Annotated in this window: 14 protein-coding genes and 1 riboswitch; of the genes, 7 read left to right on the forward strand and 7 right to left on the reverse strand. The window is 66.4% G+C overall.

Annotated elements, in window-relative coordinates; all coding sequences use genetic code 11:
* Positions 1 to 362 precede the first annotated feature (362 nt).
* Positions 363 to 1,736, forward strand: a complete 1,374-nt coding sequence (locus tag HMPREF0372_RS11140) for an MATE family efflux transporter (RefSeq protein WP_007492349.1) — start codon at positions 363 to 365, stop codon at positions 1,734 to 1,736.
* Here the strand turns inward: HMPREF0372_RS11140 and HMPREF0372_RS11145 are convergent.
* The 6 genes from HMPREF0372_RS11145 to HMPREF0372_RS11170 form a co-directional block, all read right to left on the reverse strand.
* On the reverse strand, positions 1,723 to 2,466 hold the full coding sequence (locus HMPREF0372_RS11145) for an amino acid ABC transporter ATP-binding protein (RefSeq protein ID WP_007492351.1): 744 nt from the start codon (positions 2,464 to 2,466) through the stop codon (positions 1,723 to 1,725). The two genes, HMPREF0372_RS11140 and HMPREF0372_RS11145, sit on opposite strands and share 14 nt — an antisense overlap.
* On the reverse strand, positions 2,463 to 3,281 hold the full coding sequence (locus tag HMPREF0372_RS11150; RefSeq protein ID WP_007492353.1) for an amino acid ABC transporter permease: 819 nt from the start codon (positions 3,279 to 3,281) through the stop codon (positions 2,463 to 2,465). The genes HMPREF0372_RS11145 and HMPREF0372_RS11150 overlap by 4 nt, the downstream gene beginning before the upstream one ends.
* Positions 3,282 to 3,284: 3 nt before the next feature.
* Positions 3,285 to 4,202 (reverse strand): transporter substrate-binding domain-containing protein, encoded by a 918-nt coding sequence (locus tag HMPREF0372_RS11155; RefSeq protein WP_009259169.1) that lies wholly within the window; start codon positions 4,200 to 4,202, stop codon positions 3,285 to 3,287.
* 193 nt (positions 4,203 to 4,395) lie between these two features.
* Positions 4,396 to 4,582, reverse strand: a riboswitch (Lysine riboswitch).
* Between the two features lie 135 nt (positions 4,583 to 4,717).
* Positions 4,718 to 5,686, reverse strand: a complete 969-nt coding sequence (locus HMPREF0372_RS19770; RefSeq protein WP_007492363.1) for a hypothetical protein — start codon at positions 5,684 to 5,686, stop codon at positions 4,718 to 4,720.
* Positions 5,683 to 6,153 (reverse strand): RNA polymerase sigma factor, encoded by a 471-nt coding sequence (locus HMPREF0372_RS11165; protein ID WP_039997293.1) that lies wholly within the window; start codon positions 6,151 to 6,153, stop codon positions 5,683 to 5,685. The genes HMPREF0372_RS19770 and HMPREF0372_RS11165 overlap by 4 nt, the downstream gene beginning before the upstream one ends.
* A gap of 154 nt (positions 6,154 to 6,307) precedes the next feature.
* Positions 6,308 to 7,786: a carbon starvation CstA family protein gene (locus HMPREF0372_RS11170; protein ID WP_039997295.1), complete on the reverse strand. Its 1,479-nt coding sequence runs from the start codon at positions 7,784 to 7,786 to the stop codon at positions 6,308 to 6,310.
* 322 nt (positions 7,787 to 8,108) lie between these two features.
* On the opposite strand from HMPREF0372_RS11170, the gene HMPREF0372_RS11175 reads away from it, so the two are divergent.
* The 5 genes from HMPREF0372_RS11175 to HMPREF0372_RS11195 all read left to right on the forward strand — a co-directional run bounded on the left by HMPREF0372_RS11175 (position 8,109) and on the right by HMPREF0372_RS11195 (position 12,991).
* Positions 8,109 to 8,861 (forward strand): sugar phosphate nucleotidyltransferase, encoded by a 753-nt coding sequence (locus tag HMPREF0372_RS11175; RefSeq protein ID WP_007492368.1) that lies wholly within the window; start codon positions 8,109 to 8,111, stop codon positions 8,859 to 8,861.
* Positions 8,858 to 9,670 carry a M55 family metallopeptidase gene (locus HMPREF0372_RS11180; protein WP_007492370.1) on the forward strand — a complete coding sequence of 271 codons (813 nt, stop codon included), beginning with the start codon at positions 8,858 to 8,860 and terminating at the stop codon, positions 9,668 to 9,670. Before HMPREF0372_RS11175 ends, HMPREF0372_RS11180 begins: the two co-directional genes overlap by 4 nt.
* Positions 9,671 to 9,682: 12 nt before the next feature.
* Positions 9,683 to 10,510, forward strand: coding sequence for an NYN domain-containing protein (locus HMPREF0372_RS11185; RefSeq protein ID WP_007492371.1), 828 nt, complete (start codon positions 9,683 to 9,685; stop codon positions 10,508 to 10,510).
* A gap of 101 nt (positions 10,511 to 10,611) precedes the next feature.
* The gene (locus HMPREF0372_RS11190; RefSeq protein ID WP_225123519.1) at positions 10,612 to 10,986 is read left to right on the forward strand and encodes a BlaI/MecI/CopY family transcriptional regulator; all 375 of its coding nucleotides are present in this window, start codon (positions 10,612 to 10,614) and stop codon (positions 10,984 to 10,986) included.
* Positions 10,979 to 12,991, forward strand: a complete 2,013-nt coding sequence (locus HMPREF0372_RS11195; RefSeq protein WP_007492375.1) for a M56 family metallopeptidase — start codon at positions 10,979 to 10,981, stop codon at positions 12,989 to 12,991. The genes HMPREF0372_RS11190 and HMPREF0372_RS11195 overlap by 8 nt, the downstream gene beginning before the upstream one ends.
* A 395-nt stretch (positions 12,992 to 13,386) precedes the next feature.
* Here HMPREF0372_RS11195 and HMPREF0372_RS11200 read toward each other — a convergent pair whose 3' ends face one another.
* The gene (locus tag HMPREF0372_RS11200; RefSeq protein ID WP_007492377.1) at positions 13,387 to 14,199 is read right to left on the reverse strand and encodes a C40 family peptidase; all 813 of its coding nucleotides are present in this window, start codon (positions 14,197 to 14,199) and stop codon (positions 13,387 to 13,389) included.
* A gap of 102 nt (positions 14,200 to 14,301) precedes the next feature.
* On the opposite strand from HMPREF0372_RS11200, the gene HMPREF0372_RS11205 reads away from it, so the two are divergent.
* Positions 14,302 to 15,282, forward strand: a complete 981-nt coding sequence (locus HMPREF0372_RS11205) for a helix-turn-helix transcriptional regulator (protein WP_007492379.1) — start codon at positions 14,302 to 14,304, stop codon at positions 15,280 to 15,282.
* Positions 15,283 to 15,317: the final 35 nt, after the last annotated feature.

Raw genomic sequence — 15,317 nt, forward strand, 5'->3', positions numbered from 1 at the left:
GGCCCCGCGCTGCGGGGCCGCCGTTTTTAACATCCCCTTGACAATGGGGGATGATTTGCTATAATAGGGATGCTTGCTCGGAGGGCAACTCATTCAGTGGAAATGAGGAGCCGGATAAGGCACGGACTGAGAAGTCCGCACCTTGTCCGGCTTTTTTGCTGTGCAAACACATAGCAGACTTGGCCATGTGCCCGCTTACAGCGTCACGGCCATGGGATGAAAGCGTGTGGGCTGGGACGGCCCACACGCGCAAAAACTTTATGCGCCCAGGCCCTTGCGTCGTTTTGTGGTGTGTTCTGTGCGCATGAAGCTCTATGCCGGAGGAGCGAAGCTCATTGAGGGAAAACGGAGGATAGAATCACATGAAACGAACGAACCGACTGACGGAGGGGAACATCCTGCACACCCTCATCCGCTTTGCCGTTCCGGTCTTTTTCACGCTGTTTCTTCAGGCACTGTACGGCGGAGTAGACCTGCTGGTGGTGGGGCAGTTCGCTGCCACCGCCGATGTCTCCGGCGTCGCCACCGGAAGCATGCTCATGTCCACCGTGACCATGGTGATCACCGGCCTATCCATGGGCATCACCATTCTGGTGGGCGAGCGCATCGGGCGGGGTGAGCCGGACGAGGCCGGAAGGGCCATCGGCGGCGGTATCTGCCTGTTCGCGGTGTTCGGGGTGCTGCTGACGGTGGTTCTACTGGCCGGAGCCGAGCCCCTTGCCCGCCTTCTGCACGCGCCGGAGGAGGCCTTTGCCGAAACGGTGGAGTACATCCGCATCTGCGGCGGCGGCAGCCTGTTCATCGTGGCCTACAACGTGCTGGGGGCGGTGTTCCGGGGCATCGGTGACGCCCGGACGCCGCTGTTCACAGTGATGCTGGCCTGTGTGATCAACATCGGGGGCGACCTGCTGCTGGTGGAGGGCTTTCACCTGGGCGCGGCCGGCGCCGCCCTAGCCACGGTGGCCGCCCAGGCGGTCAGCGTGGTGGTCTCCCTGGCGGTTATCCGCCGCCGGAAGGACCGGCTGCCCTTCCACTTCTCCCGGCGGAGCGTCCGCTTTGACGGGCGCATCATCGCGCTGGAGCTGAGGCTGGGCCTGCCGGTGGCCCTGCAGGAGCTGCTGGTGGGCACCTCCTTCCTGGTGATCCAGACCATCGTGAACACCTTCGGCGTCACGGCCTCCGCCGGCGTGGGCGTGGCGGAAAAGGTGTGCGTGTTCCTCATGCTGGTGCCCTCGGCCTATATGCACTCCATGTCCGCCTTTGTAGCCCAGAACATGGGGGCCGGCCAGCCCCGCCGGGCCAAGCGGGCGCTGGGCTACGGCATCCTGACCGCTTTCGCCGCCGGACTGGTGATGGCCTGGCTGGCCTTTTTCCACGGCGACGCCCTGTCCCTGCTGTTTGCCAAGGACCCGGCGGTGGCTGCCGCGTCCCACAGCTATCTCAAGGCCTATGCCATCGACTGCATGCTAACCCCCTTCCTGTTCTGCTTCATGGGGTACTACAACGGCTGTGAGAAGACCCTCTTTGTCATGATCCAGGGGGTCATCGGCGCCTTCGGCGTGCGCATCCCCATCGCCTATCTGGTCAGCCGCATCCCCGGGGCCACCCTGTTCCAGATTGGGCTGGGCACCCCCGCCTCCAGCACGGTGCAGATTGTCCTGTGTCTGGCGATGTTCCTCTACCTGGAGCGCCGCCAGCGCCGGGAGGCCCTGTGCGGGGCGGTTACTGGGCCATAAACCGGGCCAGGAATTCCCGGGTTCTGGGCTGGCTGGGGGACGAGAAGAAGGCGTCGGGGGCGCCTGACTCACAAATCCGGCCGTCAGCCATGAAAACCACCTGGCTGCTCACGTCGCGGGCAAAGGCCATCTCGTGGGTGACCACCAGCATGGTCATGCCGCTGGCGGCCAGCGCCCGCATGACGGCCAGCACCTCTCCCACCATCTCGGGGTCCAGGGCGGAGGTGGGCTCGTCGAAGAGGAGCACCTCCGGCTCCATGGCCAGGGCGCGGGCAATGGCCACCCGCTGTTTCTGGCCGCCGGAGAGCTGCCTGGGCCTGGCATTGATGTAGGGGGCCATGCCCACCTGCTCCAGGTAGCGCAGGGCCCTGGCCCGCGCCTCCTCCCGACTCCGGCGGAGTACCTTTACCGGTCCCGCCATGCAGTTCTCCAGCACGTTCATATTGGAAAAGAGGTTGAAAGACTGAAAGACCATCCCCACCCGGGTCCGGTAAGCGGAGGCGTCCGTCCCCCGGCCGGTGATGGGCCGGCCGTGGAAGCGGACCTCCCCCTGATTGGGGCGCTCCAGCAGGTTGATGCACCGCAGCAGGGTGGACTTGCCGGAGCCGGAGGAGCCCAGAATGCTGGTGACATCGCCGGGGTGGACAGTGAAGTTCACATCCCGGAGGACCTGGTGCGTCCCAAAGGACTTGGAGAGGTGGCACACCTCCAGAATGGGTTCCAAGGTCATGTCAGCGCCCCCCCTTCGTCCTGGGGGCGGGGCCGGCGGCGGTAGGTGCCGGCGGTCATGGTCAGGGCGTCGGCCTGGACCAGCTCGTAGCTGCTCTCCCCGTCCATCCGCCGCTCCGCCAGCCGCAGCAGGGCGGAGGCCGCCAGCGTCATGCAAAGGTAGCCCAGCATCTCGATGGCCGCGGAGGGGAAGTACATGGGGTTGACGCCGGTGATGTAGCGGTGGGCGGCGAAGAACTCGGTGAAGCCGATGATAAACATCACCGAGGTGTCCTTGACGTTGATGATGAAGTTATTGCCGATCTGGGGCATGATATTGCGCAGGGCCTGGGGGAGGATGACGTTCACCATGGTCTGTACGTGGCTCATGCCGATAGCTTTGGCCCCCTCGGTCTGGCCGGGGTCAACGGAGAGGATGCCGCCGCGGACCGACTCGGCCATGTAGGCGCCGGTATTGATGGAGACCACCAGAAGGGCGGCGGCCCATACGTTGTCAAAGCGCATGGCGTTGTTGGTGAAGTAGGGCAGGCCGTAGTAGAGGAACACAGCCTGGAGCACCATGGGGGTGCCCCGAAAGACCTCCACATAGATACGGATCACGGCCCGGAGCAGCCGCAGCAGGACTCGCCGGGGCAGGCGGTCCTGTGGATGGATGGGGATGGTGTTGAGCAGGCCGCAGGCCAGGCCGATCAGGCAGCCGAGGACGGTGGCCGCCACGGCCAGAAGCAGGGTGTTCACCACGCCGCTCAGGTAGAGGGGGGCGTACCTGATCCACAGGAGCGCCATGTCCTGTCCGAGTGCGAGAACGCGTTCCATGGCTTACACCTCGGGCTGGACGGCTATGGCCTGGTCCATCAGGGTGTTGAAGTCGTCGGCGGTCATCCCGTCCAGTACGGCGTTTATGGCGTCCAGCAGTTCGGTGCTGCCCTTGGCCACGGACATGCCGATGTTCACGTTTTCGGCCCGCTCCTCCTCGGAGGCAAACTGGAAGTCGCCGTCGGTGCCGGCGAAGTTGAGCACGATGAGGTCAGAGTCGTTTGCTGCGGCGGCGGTGGCGGTGGGCAGGTCGGTGCAGACGAAGTCCACCGCGCCGGTCTGGAGCTGCATGACCATGGCGGGGGCGGTCTCCGCGGCGGTCTGGATCTGGGCATCGGGGATCTGGGGCAGACAGGTGTCGTACCAGATGGTGCCCGACTGGGCGGTGCAGCGGCCGCCCGCCAGGTCGGCGATGCCCTGGGCGGCGGCGTAGGCACTGCCCGCGGTGGTGAGGCAGACGATGTCGGCGTAGTAGTAGGGGCCCGCCATGTCCACCTGGGCCATACGGTCGGCGGTCATGGACTGGCCCGCGATGGCCACGTCGATGGTGCCGCTCTGGAGGGCGGGGATGAGGGAATCCCAGGCGGTGGAAACCACCTCCAGCTCCCAGCCGTTGGCGTCACAGATGCGCTGGGCGATCATCACATCATAGCCGTTGGCATAGGCCCCCGGCACGTTGGAGACGGGCACCGCGCCGTTGGAGTCGTCCATCTGGGTCCAGTTGTAGGGGGCATAGGCGCACTCCATGCCCACCGTGAGCACGCCGTCCTCCACGCCGCCGGACGGTGCGCCGGATGCGGCGGGGGGCGTGGATGCGGCCGGGGCGGGGCTCTGAGCGGTTCCGCCGCCGGAGCCGCAGGCGGCCAGAGTGAGGGAGAGAGAGGCGGTGAGGGACAGGGCGGCGAGGGTGTTTCGATTCATGTTTGTTTCCTCCAGTCTAGTTTTTCGGCGCTTTTTTAACAAAAAAAGCGCCATGAACCTTCCTGGTGGAAGCGTTCATGGCGACAAAGAGCGTCGAAAACCGGCCTCCCTCGGGCGCGGCGGTACCGGGGAGCGGCTGTACCGGCTCCAGGGCATGCGGGCAGAGGGAAGCACAGCGACGAAAGCCCTTGGCCTCAATGATAGCGCTCCACACAGATGATATGTGGCAGTCCGTGAGATGTTATCCCAACGGCCCAGGCAACCGGTCCTCCAGGCAGGGGACCGGCCCTTCGGCGGAAGGGCCCTTTCTCCGGCGGGGTGCTCTGCCCCATTGCAGGGTATGCCGGATACTCTTGCGATTCCGCGCCTCTATCATTGCAGCGGGGGTAATCCGCAACAACTGGTTCTTGCGGTTTATTATAGGCGTGCCCGCCGCCCGGCGTCAAGGGAAAAGATCACCGCATCTCGTCCTGTGAAATCAAAAAAGATTGGAAAAAGCGACAAACATTTTGAATTTACTCCAGGGGATAGACCTGCCAAGGTGTGGGGGAGGGGATGGGAACGGGAACCACCACCCCGCCGCCGGCCTCCCCTTCCGCCGGAGGCTCGTGCCCTGTTATGGGATGAATTCTGGCGTTCAGATGCTCTGTGGTGAAGCCGCTGTCGGCACCGGTGCCGTACCACGCCAGCACCTCGGTCAGCCAGGTGGACTGTCCGGCATCGGGGGAGAGGTATTCAAAGGAGACGCCGGTGCCGCCCGCCAGGAAGTCGGCGGCGCAGGTAGTCAGCGTCCGGCCGTCAGACTGGCCGCGGAAGGAGGCCGTGGTGACGGGAATGCCGTTGACCGCCTGGGTAGCGGCCTCCTGATACACCACACTGCGGGGGGGGAGCCGGCCGGGGGAGAGGGCGAGCCGCAGGCGGTCGTCCCCGCGCACACCGGTGATCACCACCTGCAATACATCTCCCTTCTCGTTGTAAAAAACTTGGCCGTCCAGTCCATAGCCCTCCCACAGCAGGGACCAGGGAACCTCCCCCGTCCCCCCCAGAGCGGTGATGATCTCCTGGGCGGTCAGCTTCTCCTCAAAGGAACTCACACCCCAATCCCGGTCCGTCAACCGGGGAGAGAAATCAGTGCAGTCGGGGAAATTTAGGGCGGGTATGTCGAAGAAGTTGTGGGCCTCCCCTTCGGCAAAGGGCCCGGGGCCCACAGTGAGGGTGTGCTCCCAAGCGGGAGAAGATGCAGCCGGGGCGGGGGTGGCGGCCATGCCGGCGGTGGGGTTGGGGATGGGGGCGGAGCCGCCCAGCCAGAGCAGCCGCCCGCCCGCCACAGCCAGCACACAGCAGGCGGACAGCGCCGCCAGCCGGAGGGTCAGCCGCCGGGCGGGCCTGCGGGGGCGCGCCCCTTGCTCCGCCGCCTCCAGCACCCTTTGCCGGAGTCTGGCGGGCGCGGTGATACGGTCCATATAAGAGCGATAGTGCTTCATTCGTCTTCTCCTTTCAGCACTTGGCGCAGTCTGGTCCGGGCGCGGGTGAGGCGGGAGCGCACCGAGCCCTCCCGCAGGCCGGTGAGGGCGGCGATCTCCGCAGTCTGGTAGCCCTCATAATAATAGAGGTGGAGCACCGCCCGGTCCCGGGCGGGCAGGGCCTGCATAGCCTCCAGCAGCGCCCCCTCCTCCGGCGCGGCGGCGGGATAGGCGTCCAGCAGAGGGGCGGTGCGCCTCCGCCAGGGGGCGCGCAGGCGGCTCTTGCAGCCGTTTACCGTCACCCGCAGCAGCCAGGCCCGGGCGTGGGCCGGGCTCTCAAAGTCCGGGGCCTTTTCCAGACAGCGCAGAAAGGCGTCCTGCACCGCGTCCTCCGCCTCGTGGGCGTCGCCCAAAATGGCCAGGGCCGCGCGGTACAGCGTGGTTTCGTAGGTGTTGACAAGTTCCTCCAACCGGTTGGGGCCGTCCATCTCGGTTCCCCCTTTCACCCTATATACGCTTTGGAACGGCAAATTGTTGCAGGGGGTGTAAAACTTCATGCGCACAGGACCTTCTTTGCCCGGCAAGGGCGGAGCAAAAAAGACGCGGGACGGATACTTCCGTCCCGCGTCCGGCGGGTAAAATTCAGTTCTTGGCCGCGTGCAGCGGGGCCACGTCGTCCTTGCCGACGATGAGGGTCCGCCAGATGAAGATGCCCAGGAACAGGGCGGCGGCCACGATGCCCACCGGATAGGCGATGGCGGTGGACAGGCCCAGGCACTCGGGGGCCTGGAAGAAGTAGGTCACGGACACCGCGGACATGAAGGTGGCGGGCAGGGCCGCGATGAAGCACGCCTTGGGCGGATAGCCGAACTTGTGCAGGAACACGGCGCCGGTCCACAGCACGATCATGGCCAGGGTCTGGTTGGCCCAGGAGAAGTAGCGCCACAGCACGTCCCAGGGGAGGGCCAGGGCGATTACCGCGCCCACGGCCAGCAGGGGCACTGACAGGGCGGCGCGGGGGCCCACCTTGGCCTGGTCGATGTGGAACCAGTCGGCGATGGTCAGGCGGGCGGAGCGGTAGGCGGTGTCGCCGGAGGTGATGGGGCAGGCGATGACGCCGATCATGGCCAGCACGCCGCCCACGGGGCCGAGCAGGGTGGTGGAGATCTGGTATACCACGTCGCCCGCGCCGCCGGCGGCGATGGCGTTGGTCAGGCCGGTCATGCCGTCCAGCAGGGAGCCGTGGTTGGTGTAGAAGGTGACGCCGGCGGCGGCCCAGATCAGGGCGATGACGCCCTCGGCCACCATGGCGCCGTAGAAGATGGTGCGGCCCTGCTTCTCGCTGGTGATGCAGCGGGCCATCATGGGGGACTGGGTGGCGTGGAAGCCGGAGATGGCGCCGCAGGCCACGGTGACGAACATCATGGACCACTTGGGCAGGCTGTCGGGGTGCACCACGGTGAAGGCCGCGGCGGTCAGCTCCGGCATGTCGGAGCCGCGGGTGAGCACGATGGCCCCGCCGATGCCCAGGGCCATGATGATGAGGCAGATGCCGAACACGGGGTAGAGCTTGCCGATGATTTTATCGATGGGCAGGAAAGTGGCGATCAGGTAGTAGACCATGATGACCACCAGCCAGAACATGGTGCCCAGCATGTCGGGGGTCAGCTTGGCCAGCAGGCCGGCGGGGCCCACGGAGAAGTTGACGCCCACCATCACCAGCAGTACCACGGAGAACACCCGCATGATAAAGGTGATGACCTTGCCCATGTAGAGACCCACGACCTCGGAGATGGACTTGCCGTCGTTGCGCTCGCTCATCATGCCGGACAGGAAGTCGTGGACGCCGCCGCCCAGGATGGTGCCGAAGACGATCCACAAATACACCACCGGGCCCCAGCAGGCGCCGGACAGGGCGCCGTAGATGGGGCCCAGGCCGGCGATGTTCAGAAGCTGTACCAGGAAGATGCGCCAGGTTTTCATGGGTACGTAGTCCACACCGTCGGGGTGAGCCACAGCAGGGGTGGGACGGTCGTCGATGCGGAAGATCTTCTCGACGAGCTTGCTGTAGGTGAAGAAGCCGACGATGAGGAGCACCAGGCAGACAAAAAATGTAACCATCAGTGATTCCTCCTCAGACTGTTTGGCTCCGTGCCGCCTCTCAGTCCTGCACGGAACCGGCGGGAGCTGCGGCAGCATGCCGGCCGGCATGCACAGGGGGCCCGGGCCCCCTGATGCGCTGCTGCTCCAATTCCCCCAAAGCGGCGCGCGTGGGAAACGGCGCGCCTCTGCTAAAGCGCTTTTATTATAGTTCACCGATGGGAAAAGTCAAGGGCAAAATTGTATGAAATACGGTGGGATAATTGCAAAACAGAGGGTCCATGTGTTATACTAGCGATCAAATGAAGCTGAGAAATGCTTGAGAGAAACGAGGTTGAATACCGTGAAGAATGGAATCAAGGCGGTGGTTCTGGCGGCGGGCAAGGGCACCCGCCTGCGCACCGAGGGGGTGGATCTGCCCAAGGTGCTGCGGCAGGCGGCGGGCCGCCCCCTGCTGGGCTATGTGCTGGAGGAGCTGTCCTTCCTGGAGAAGGAGGACGTGGTGCTGGTGGTGGGCTACGAGCGGGAGAAGGTGCTGGCGGCCTACCCGGAGTACCCCCACGCCGTGCAGGAGCCCCAGCAGGGCACCGGCCACGCGGTGCAGTGCGCCCGGGAGGCGCTAGCGGGCTTTGACGGCAGCGTGCTGGTGTGCTACGGCGACATGCCCCTCATGCGCCGGGCCACCTACGAGTCCCTCATCGAGACCCACAAGCGGGAGGGCAACGACTGCACGCTGCTCTCCGCCGTGTCCGACGAGGAGCTGCCCTACGGCCGCATCGTGCGGAAAAGCGACGGCTCCTTCTCCCACATCGTGGAGGACAAGGACTGTACCCCCGAGGAGAAGGCCATCCGGGAGCTGAACGTGGGGGTCTACGTCTTTGAGAGCCGCCCCCTGTGGGAGGCCATCGACCAGCTCAGGCCCAACAACGCCCAGGGGGAGTACTACCTCACCGACGCCCCGGCCTACATCCTCTCCAGGGGCGGCAGGGTGGGGGCCTGCCCCACCTGCACTGCCGAGGAGATGCTGGGGGTCAACACCGTGGAGCAGCTGGCCCAGGTGGAGGAGCTTGTGCGCCGCCGGGAGGGGTTGAAATGAGACTCTATTTGAGCGCCGACATCGAGGGCACCTGCGGCATTGCTGACTGGGCGGAGACCGAGCGGGCCACCATGGACGACTACAGGCCCTTCGCCGCCCAGATGACCGCCGAGGTGGCCGCCGCCTGTGAGGGGGCCGTCGCCGCCGGGGCGGAGGACATTCTGGTGAAGGACGCCCACGACTCCGCCCGCAACCTGGACGCGGCCCGGCTGCCCCGGCAGGCACGGGTGCTCCGGGGGTGGACGGGCGATCCCCTGTGCATGATGGCGGGGCTGGAGCGGGGGGCCTTCGGCGGGGTGCTCTTCACGGGCTACCACGCCTGGGGCTGCTGCGGCGGCAACCCCCTGTCCCACACCATGACCACCGCCTGCGACCAGGTGACGCTTAACGGCGTCCCGGCCAGCGAATTCCTCATCAACGCCTACACCGCCCTGTACTTCGGCGTGCCGGTGGCCTTCCTGTCCGGCGACCGGGAGCTGTGCGCGTTTGCCCAGGACTGGCTGCCCGGCCTGGTGGCCGTGCCGGTGAACGAGGGCCGGGGCGGCGGGGTGCTGTCCATGCACCCCCAGGCTGCCGCGGAGGCCATCCGGGCCGGGGCGGAGGAGGCGGTGCGCCGCCTGCGCGCCGGAGGGGCGGGCATGTCCGTACCCCTGCCCCAGCGGTTCGCCGCCACCGTGCGCTACAAGGAGCACAAGGACGCCTACCGCCGCAGCTTTTACCCCGGCGCCCGGCTGGAGGACAGCAAGACCATCTCCTTTGCCGCGGAGGACTGGTACGAGGTGCTCCGGTTCTGCCATTTCGTGCTGTAAGGAGGGGGAGATATGTCGGAAGAGAGGGATCTCCGCCTGGCGGTGCTCATCGACGCGGACAACGCGCCCCGCTCCGCCCTGGGGGACGTGATGGCCGAGGTGGCGGTGTACGGCACCCCCACCATCAAGCGCATTTACGGGGACTGGACGACCCCCAACCTGGCCTCGTGGAAGCCTCTGCTGCTGGAGAACGCCATCACCCCCGTGCAGCAGTACGGCTACACCACAGGGAAAAATTCCACCGACTCGGCCATGATCATCGACGCCATGGACATCCTCTACACCGGCCAGGTGGACGGCTTCGTACTGGTGTCCAGCGACAGCGACTTCACCCGCCTGGCCATCCGCCTGCGGGAAGCGGGCAAGAAGGTGTACGGCATGGGGGAGAAAAAGACCCCCAACCCCTTCATTGTGGCCTGCGACAAGTTTGTGTATATTGAGGTCATTCGCTCCGCGGCCCAGCAGGAGCGGGCGGAGGAGGCCGCCCGGGAGGAGCCGAAGGAGCCGCCCAAACCGGCCCGGCGCGCGGCCAGAAAGAAGGGGGCCGAGGCCGCCCCGGCCCCCGCGCCGGAGGCCGAGCCCCCCTCCAGGGTGCCCAAGGAGATCATCACCCTGCTGGCCGACTCGGTGGAGATGCTGGCCGACGAGGACGGCTACGCCCCCCTGGGCGAGGTGGCCAACCTGCTGGTGCGCAAGAAGCGGGACTTCGACCCCCGCAACTTTGGCTTCTCCAAGCTGAGCAAGCTGGTCAAGGCCCTGCCCCGGTTCGAGGTGGACGTCCGCCAGGGCGGCCAGTCCAACATGAAGCACTTCTTTGTCCGGGACAAGGAGCGGAAATAACAAGAGAGCGCGCCGCGGCGCGCTCTTTTTTCTTGACAAAGTGATGAGACAATTGTAAAATGAAGTAGAAAAGACAAATGTCTTATGAAAGGGTGAACGCGATGGAACGGCTGCCGGATGCGGAACTGGAGGTCATGCAGGCCCTGTGGCGGCAGGAGAAGTACCCCGTCTCCTCCGCCGCGCTGATGGAGGAGCTGGCGGGGAGGCGGTGGCAGACGGCCACCCTGCTCAAGCTCCTCTCCCGCCTGGAGGAGCGGGGCTTTGTGAAGCGGGAGAAGGAGGGGCGGAATAACCTGTATACCCCCCTCGTCCGGCGAGAGGACTACCTGTCCGCCGAGAGCCGGGCCTTTCTCCAGCGGCTCCACGGCGGCTCCCTGCCCAGCCTGGTGGCCGCCCTCATGGACAGCCGGGCCATCTCCCGGAGGGATCTGGAGGAGCTGGAGGAGATTCTGAGAGGGGGGGACGGCGGTGCGTGAGTTCCTGTCCGGCCTGTTTGAGGTGAGCCTCACCATGGGGGCGGTGACCGCCCTGCTGCTGATCCTGTCCCCGGCGTGGAAGCGCCGCTTCCGGCCCCAGTGGCGGTGCTGGGCGTGGCTGCTGGTGGCCCTGCGGCTGGCGGTGCCCTTCAACGTGAGCCTGCCCCGGGCCCCGGTGGTTCTGGAGGCCCCCGCCCCGGCGGCGGTGTCGGCGGCCTGGGTGGAGGAGGAGGGATTCCAGGGGGTGGAGCTGACCGCCCGGACGCTCCCGCCGGGAGAGGCCGCCCCGGAGGCCGTGGGGCGGGGGTTGTCCCTCACCACGGCGGAGCTGGCCTTCGCCGTCTGGGCCGCCGTAGCGGCCGGAGTGCTGGCGGGGCGGCTGCTCCGGTACGCCGCCTTCCGCCGGAGAACGGCCCGGTGGTGCACCACGGCGGGGACGTATGAGGGGGTGCCGGTATACGCCTGCGCTCTGCTGTCCTCCCCGGCGCTGACGGGCCTGCTGCGGCCCCGCATCCTCCTGCCCGAGGGGGTGGAGGAGGAGCGGCGGGCCTTTGCCCTGGCCCATGAGGCCATGCACGCCCGCCGCCGGGATCTGTGGCGCAAGGCCCTGCTGCTGTGGGTGTGCGCCCTCCACTGGTTCAACCCCCTGGTCTGGCTGCTCCGCCGGGCGGCGGAGCGGGATATGGAGATCGCCTGCGACGCCGCCGTGCTGGCCGGCCGGGACGGGGAGTGGCGGCGGCGGTACGGCGCGGCCCTGCTCTCCTTTGTGCCCGTGGGGCGGCCCGCCCCCCTGACCAGCCAGTTCGCCGGAGGCGCCCGGGGACTGAAAGAGCGGTTCCGCGCCCTGATGGACGCCTCCGCCAAGCGGCCCGGCCGGGCCGCCCTGCTCCTGGTGCTGTGCGCCGCCCTGCTGGGCGGCCCCCTGGTGGCCTGCCAGTCCCGCGCGCCGGAGGAGAGCCTGCCCGACGGCACCTACTGGGCCACCCTGTCCCTGTCGGACTGGTGGACGGCGGGGGAGGAGGGGATAGAGCTGCTCCTCTCCCTGGTGGAGGTGGACACAGACACCATGACGCTTCTGCGCGTGGCGCCTGAGAAGACGAGCCTCCCTGTGGCGGACGACGTGACATTGGGCAACCACGGCGACAGCGGCCTGGACGGCTTTTTGCAGTGGGCGGCACTCTCCTCCTACTGGCCCATGGTACTGGAGGCGGAGGTGGCCGGCGGCGAGATCACGGCGCTGACTTGGCATGACGCCAACCTGCCACTGGATCCGGATCCCCTGAGCCAGTGGGAGCAAAAGGCGGATCACCCCGCCTCCCACTATACAGGGCTGCCCGACGGCACCTACTGGGCCATTCCTATGAGCGCCACAGACTGGGAGGAGGCCGGGAAGCGCGGCAGGGAACTCTCTCTGAGGAGTGTGACGATGGATCCCGATACGATGACCGTCACCACCACGGATGGATTCTCCGGTATTTCCCTCCCTGTGGCGGAGGATGTGGTTCTGGGCGGCGGGGAAACAGAGCTGAGCGATTTCTTGAACCGGCCGGATTGGGGCACAGGGGCGGTGCTGGAGCTGGAGGTGACGGGAGGCAAAATCACCGCCCTGACCGCCTGGGAGGCGCGGTTCAGCGTGGAGGAGCTTGCCCCGGACGGGGACTATATCATCGGAAACCTGTACGATTTCAGGGCGGAGAACGCCAGTGGATTTCCAATCTGCTTCAAGGCGCGGATGTATGAAGTGGAGGAGGATACCTGGCGGGTGACAAATTTGATCGGCACTTCCACCTTCCGCGTGGACGAGGCCCACCTCTACCTGGAAGACGGAATCCCCTATGAGGGGGGCGTTCTCTCCTTCCTAAATGAATTCTGCGACGATTCGGACGAGCTGTACTGGCGTCGTCATCCGGAACCATATCCCTTTGTAAACCGCCTCACCCTGCAAGCCACCGTGCGTGGGGGATATATTACCTCCCTGACCCGCCTGCCCGAGCCGGAGTGGTGACGGCCGGGCGGCCACAAGGGCCGCCCCTACCGGAAGGCGCACCGGCAGTAGGGGCGGGGCTTGACCCCGCCCGCCGCTTCACGCCCCGCCGACAGAGATCACAGAAGAAGGGGGGCGGCCACAAGGGCCGCCCCTACAGAAAGGCGCACCAACGGTAGGGGCGGGACTTGTCCCCGCCCGCCGTTTCACGCCCCGCCGCCTGAGATCACAGAAGAGGGGGGCGGCCCCAAGGGCCGCCCCCACGGAAAGGTGCACCGGCGGTAGGGGCGGGGCTTGTCCCCGCCCGCCGTCTCACGTCCCACCACCGGAGATCACGAAAGAGGAGGCGGCCCCAAGGGCCGCCCCCACGGAGAGACGCACCAGCGGTAGGGGCGGGTGCCCACACCCGCCCGCCCCTACGCCAGCGGGAACACACTGCCCACGGCGTACAGCTTTTCCCGAAGATCCGCCCGGTAGTCCGGGGCGGCGGGGTCCAGGCTGTTGATCACCACCCCGTCGCTGCCCGCCCGGGCGGTGGAGTGGATGTACCGGTCGTTCCCCAGATAGAGGGCGATATGGCCGGGGAAATAGAGCAGATCCCCCGGCTTCCGCGCCTCAAAGGGGATGGGCCGCGCGGGAAAGCCGTCCACCAGCCGGGCGTCCCGGTAGAGGGACACCCCGCAGAAGAACCAGGCCATGAAGGTCAGCCCCGAGCAGTCCACGCCCAGGGGGGACTTACCGCCCCAGCGGTACTGGGTGCCCTGGTAGGACAGGGCCACCTCCACCGCCCGGGCCCGCAGGGCCTCCTCGGACACGGCGGGTGGCGTTTTGTAATCATCCTCCCAGAGACTACACTTTGTATAGCCCTCCCGGCCGTCCGGGAGGGCTATTTTCTGCCAGCCCTCCCCGGCCTCCCCGACGGGGGCGGCCAGCGCCCCCCGGGGCAGGGTGTCCAGCACGGGGCTCTCCACCTCCGGCCGGGCCAGCACGTCGGCAAACGGGGCGCGGACGAGCCGCTTGTTTCGCCCGGTCCAGTCCCCGGCGGGGCGCAGATGCTCCCGGCGGGCCCAGCCCTCGTAGCGGTATTTGGTGCGGACGCGGCACCAGCCGGTGGAGAATTCCTCCAGAAGCTCGGCGGTCCAGCCGCACAGCAGCTCGTCGGAGCGCTCCGCGCCGGCGCTGGCGGCGGCATAGAGGGGGCACAGGGGGGCAGAGACTACAACTTCCATGAAAAAACCTCGCAATCCGTGCAATTTTGTGCTATACTAAAAAAGTACGGTTTATTGGACTAAAAAACCGCTATTCTGAGAGAGAGGAAGGGGGAGAGAGGCATGCCGCGAAGTGCAAATCAAAAGCTCAAGCTGCTCTGCCTGTACAGGATTCTGTGGGAGCGCACCGACGAGGACCATCCGCTGACGGTGCCCGAGCTGATTCAGGCCCTGGAGGCGTGGGACATCAAGGCCGAGCGCAAGAGCATTTACGACGATATGGAGGCACTGCGCACCCTGGGCATGGACGTGCAGAGCCGCAAGGGAAAGTCCCCGGGCTGGTTCCTGGGGGAGCGGACGTTTCAACTGGCCGAGCTGAAGCTGCTGGTGGACGCGGTGCAGTCCTCCAAGTTCATCACCCAGCGCAAGAGCAGCGAGCTCATCCGCAAGCTGGAGTCCCAGGCGTCGGTGCACCAGGCCCGCCAGCTCCAGCGGCAGGTGTATGTGGACCGCCGGGTGAAGAGCATGAATGAGAGCGTGTACTACACCATCGACAAGCTCCACACTGCGATTGCAAACCGGAAAGCGGTCACCTTTAAATACTTTGAGTATAACGTCAAAAAGGAAAAGGTCTTCCGCCGGGAGGGAAAACGGTACACCGTCTCCCCCCTGGGGCTCATCTGGGACAACGAGAACTACTATCTGGCGGGCTATGACCACCGCTTCTGCGAGATGCGCCACTACCGGGTGGACAAGATGGCCGAGCTGGCGGTGACCTGCCTGCCCCTGGAGGGGGCGGACGGGGGTTTTGATATCGCATCCTATGCGCAGAAGCACTTCGGTATGTTCTCCGGCCGGGAGGGGCAGATTACCCTGCGCTGCCGCAACAGTCTGGTGGGGGTGGTGCTGGACCGCTTTGGCCGGGACGCCATTCTGGTGCCCGACGGGGAGGAGCACTTCACCGTCACCGTTCCGGCGGTGGTGATCCCCCAGTTTTTGGGTTGGGTGTTCGGCCTGGGGGACGGGGTGCAGATTCTCCGCCCCGACTGGGCGGCAGAGGAGCTGAAGCACCAGCTGGCGGCGGTGGCGGCCCTCTACCAATAAGGAGACGTGCCGGGGCGGCCTGCGCCCCGGCACGT

The organism is Flavonifractor plautii ATCC 29863 (assembly GCF_000239295.1).
In the GTDB taxonomy this organism is placed as follows: Bacteria; Bacillota; Clostridia; order Oscillospirales; family Oscillospiraceae; genus Flavonifractor; species Flavonifractor plautii.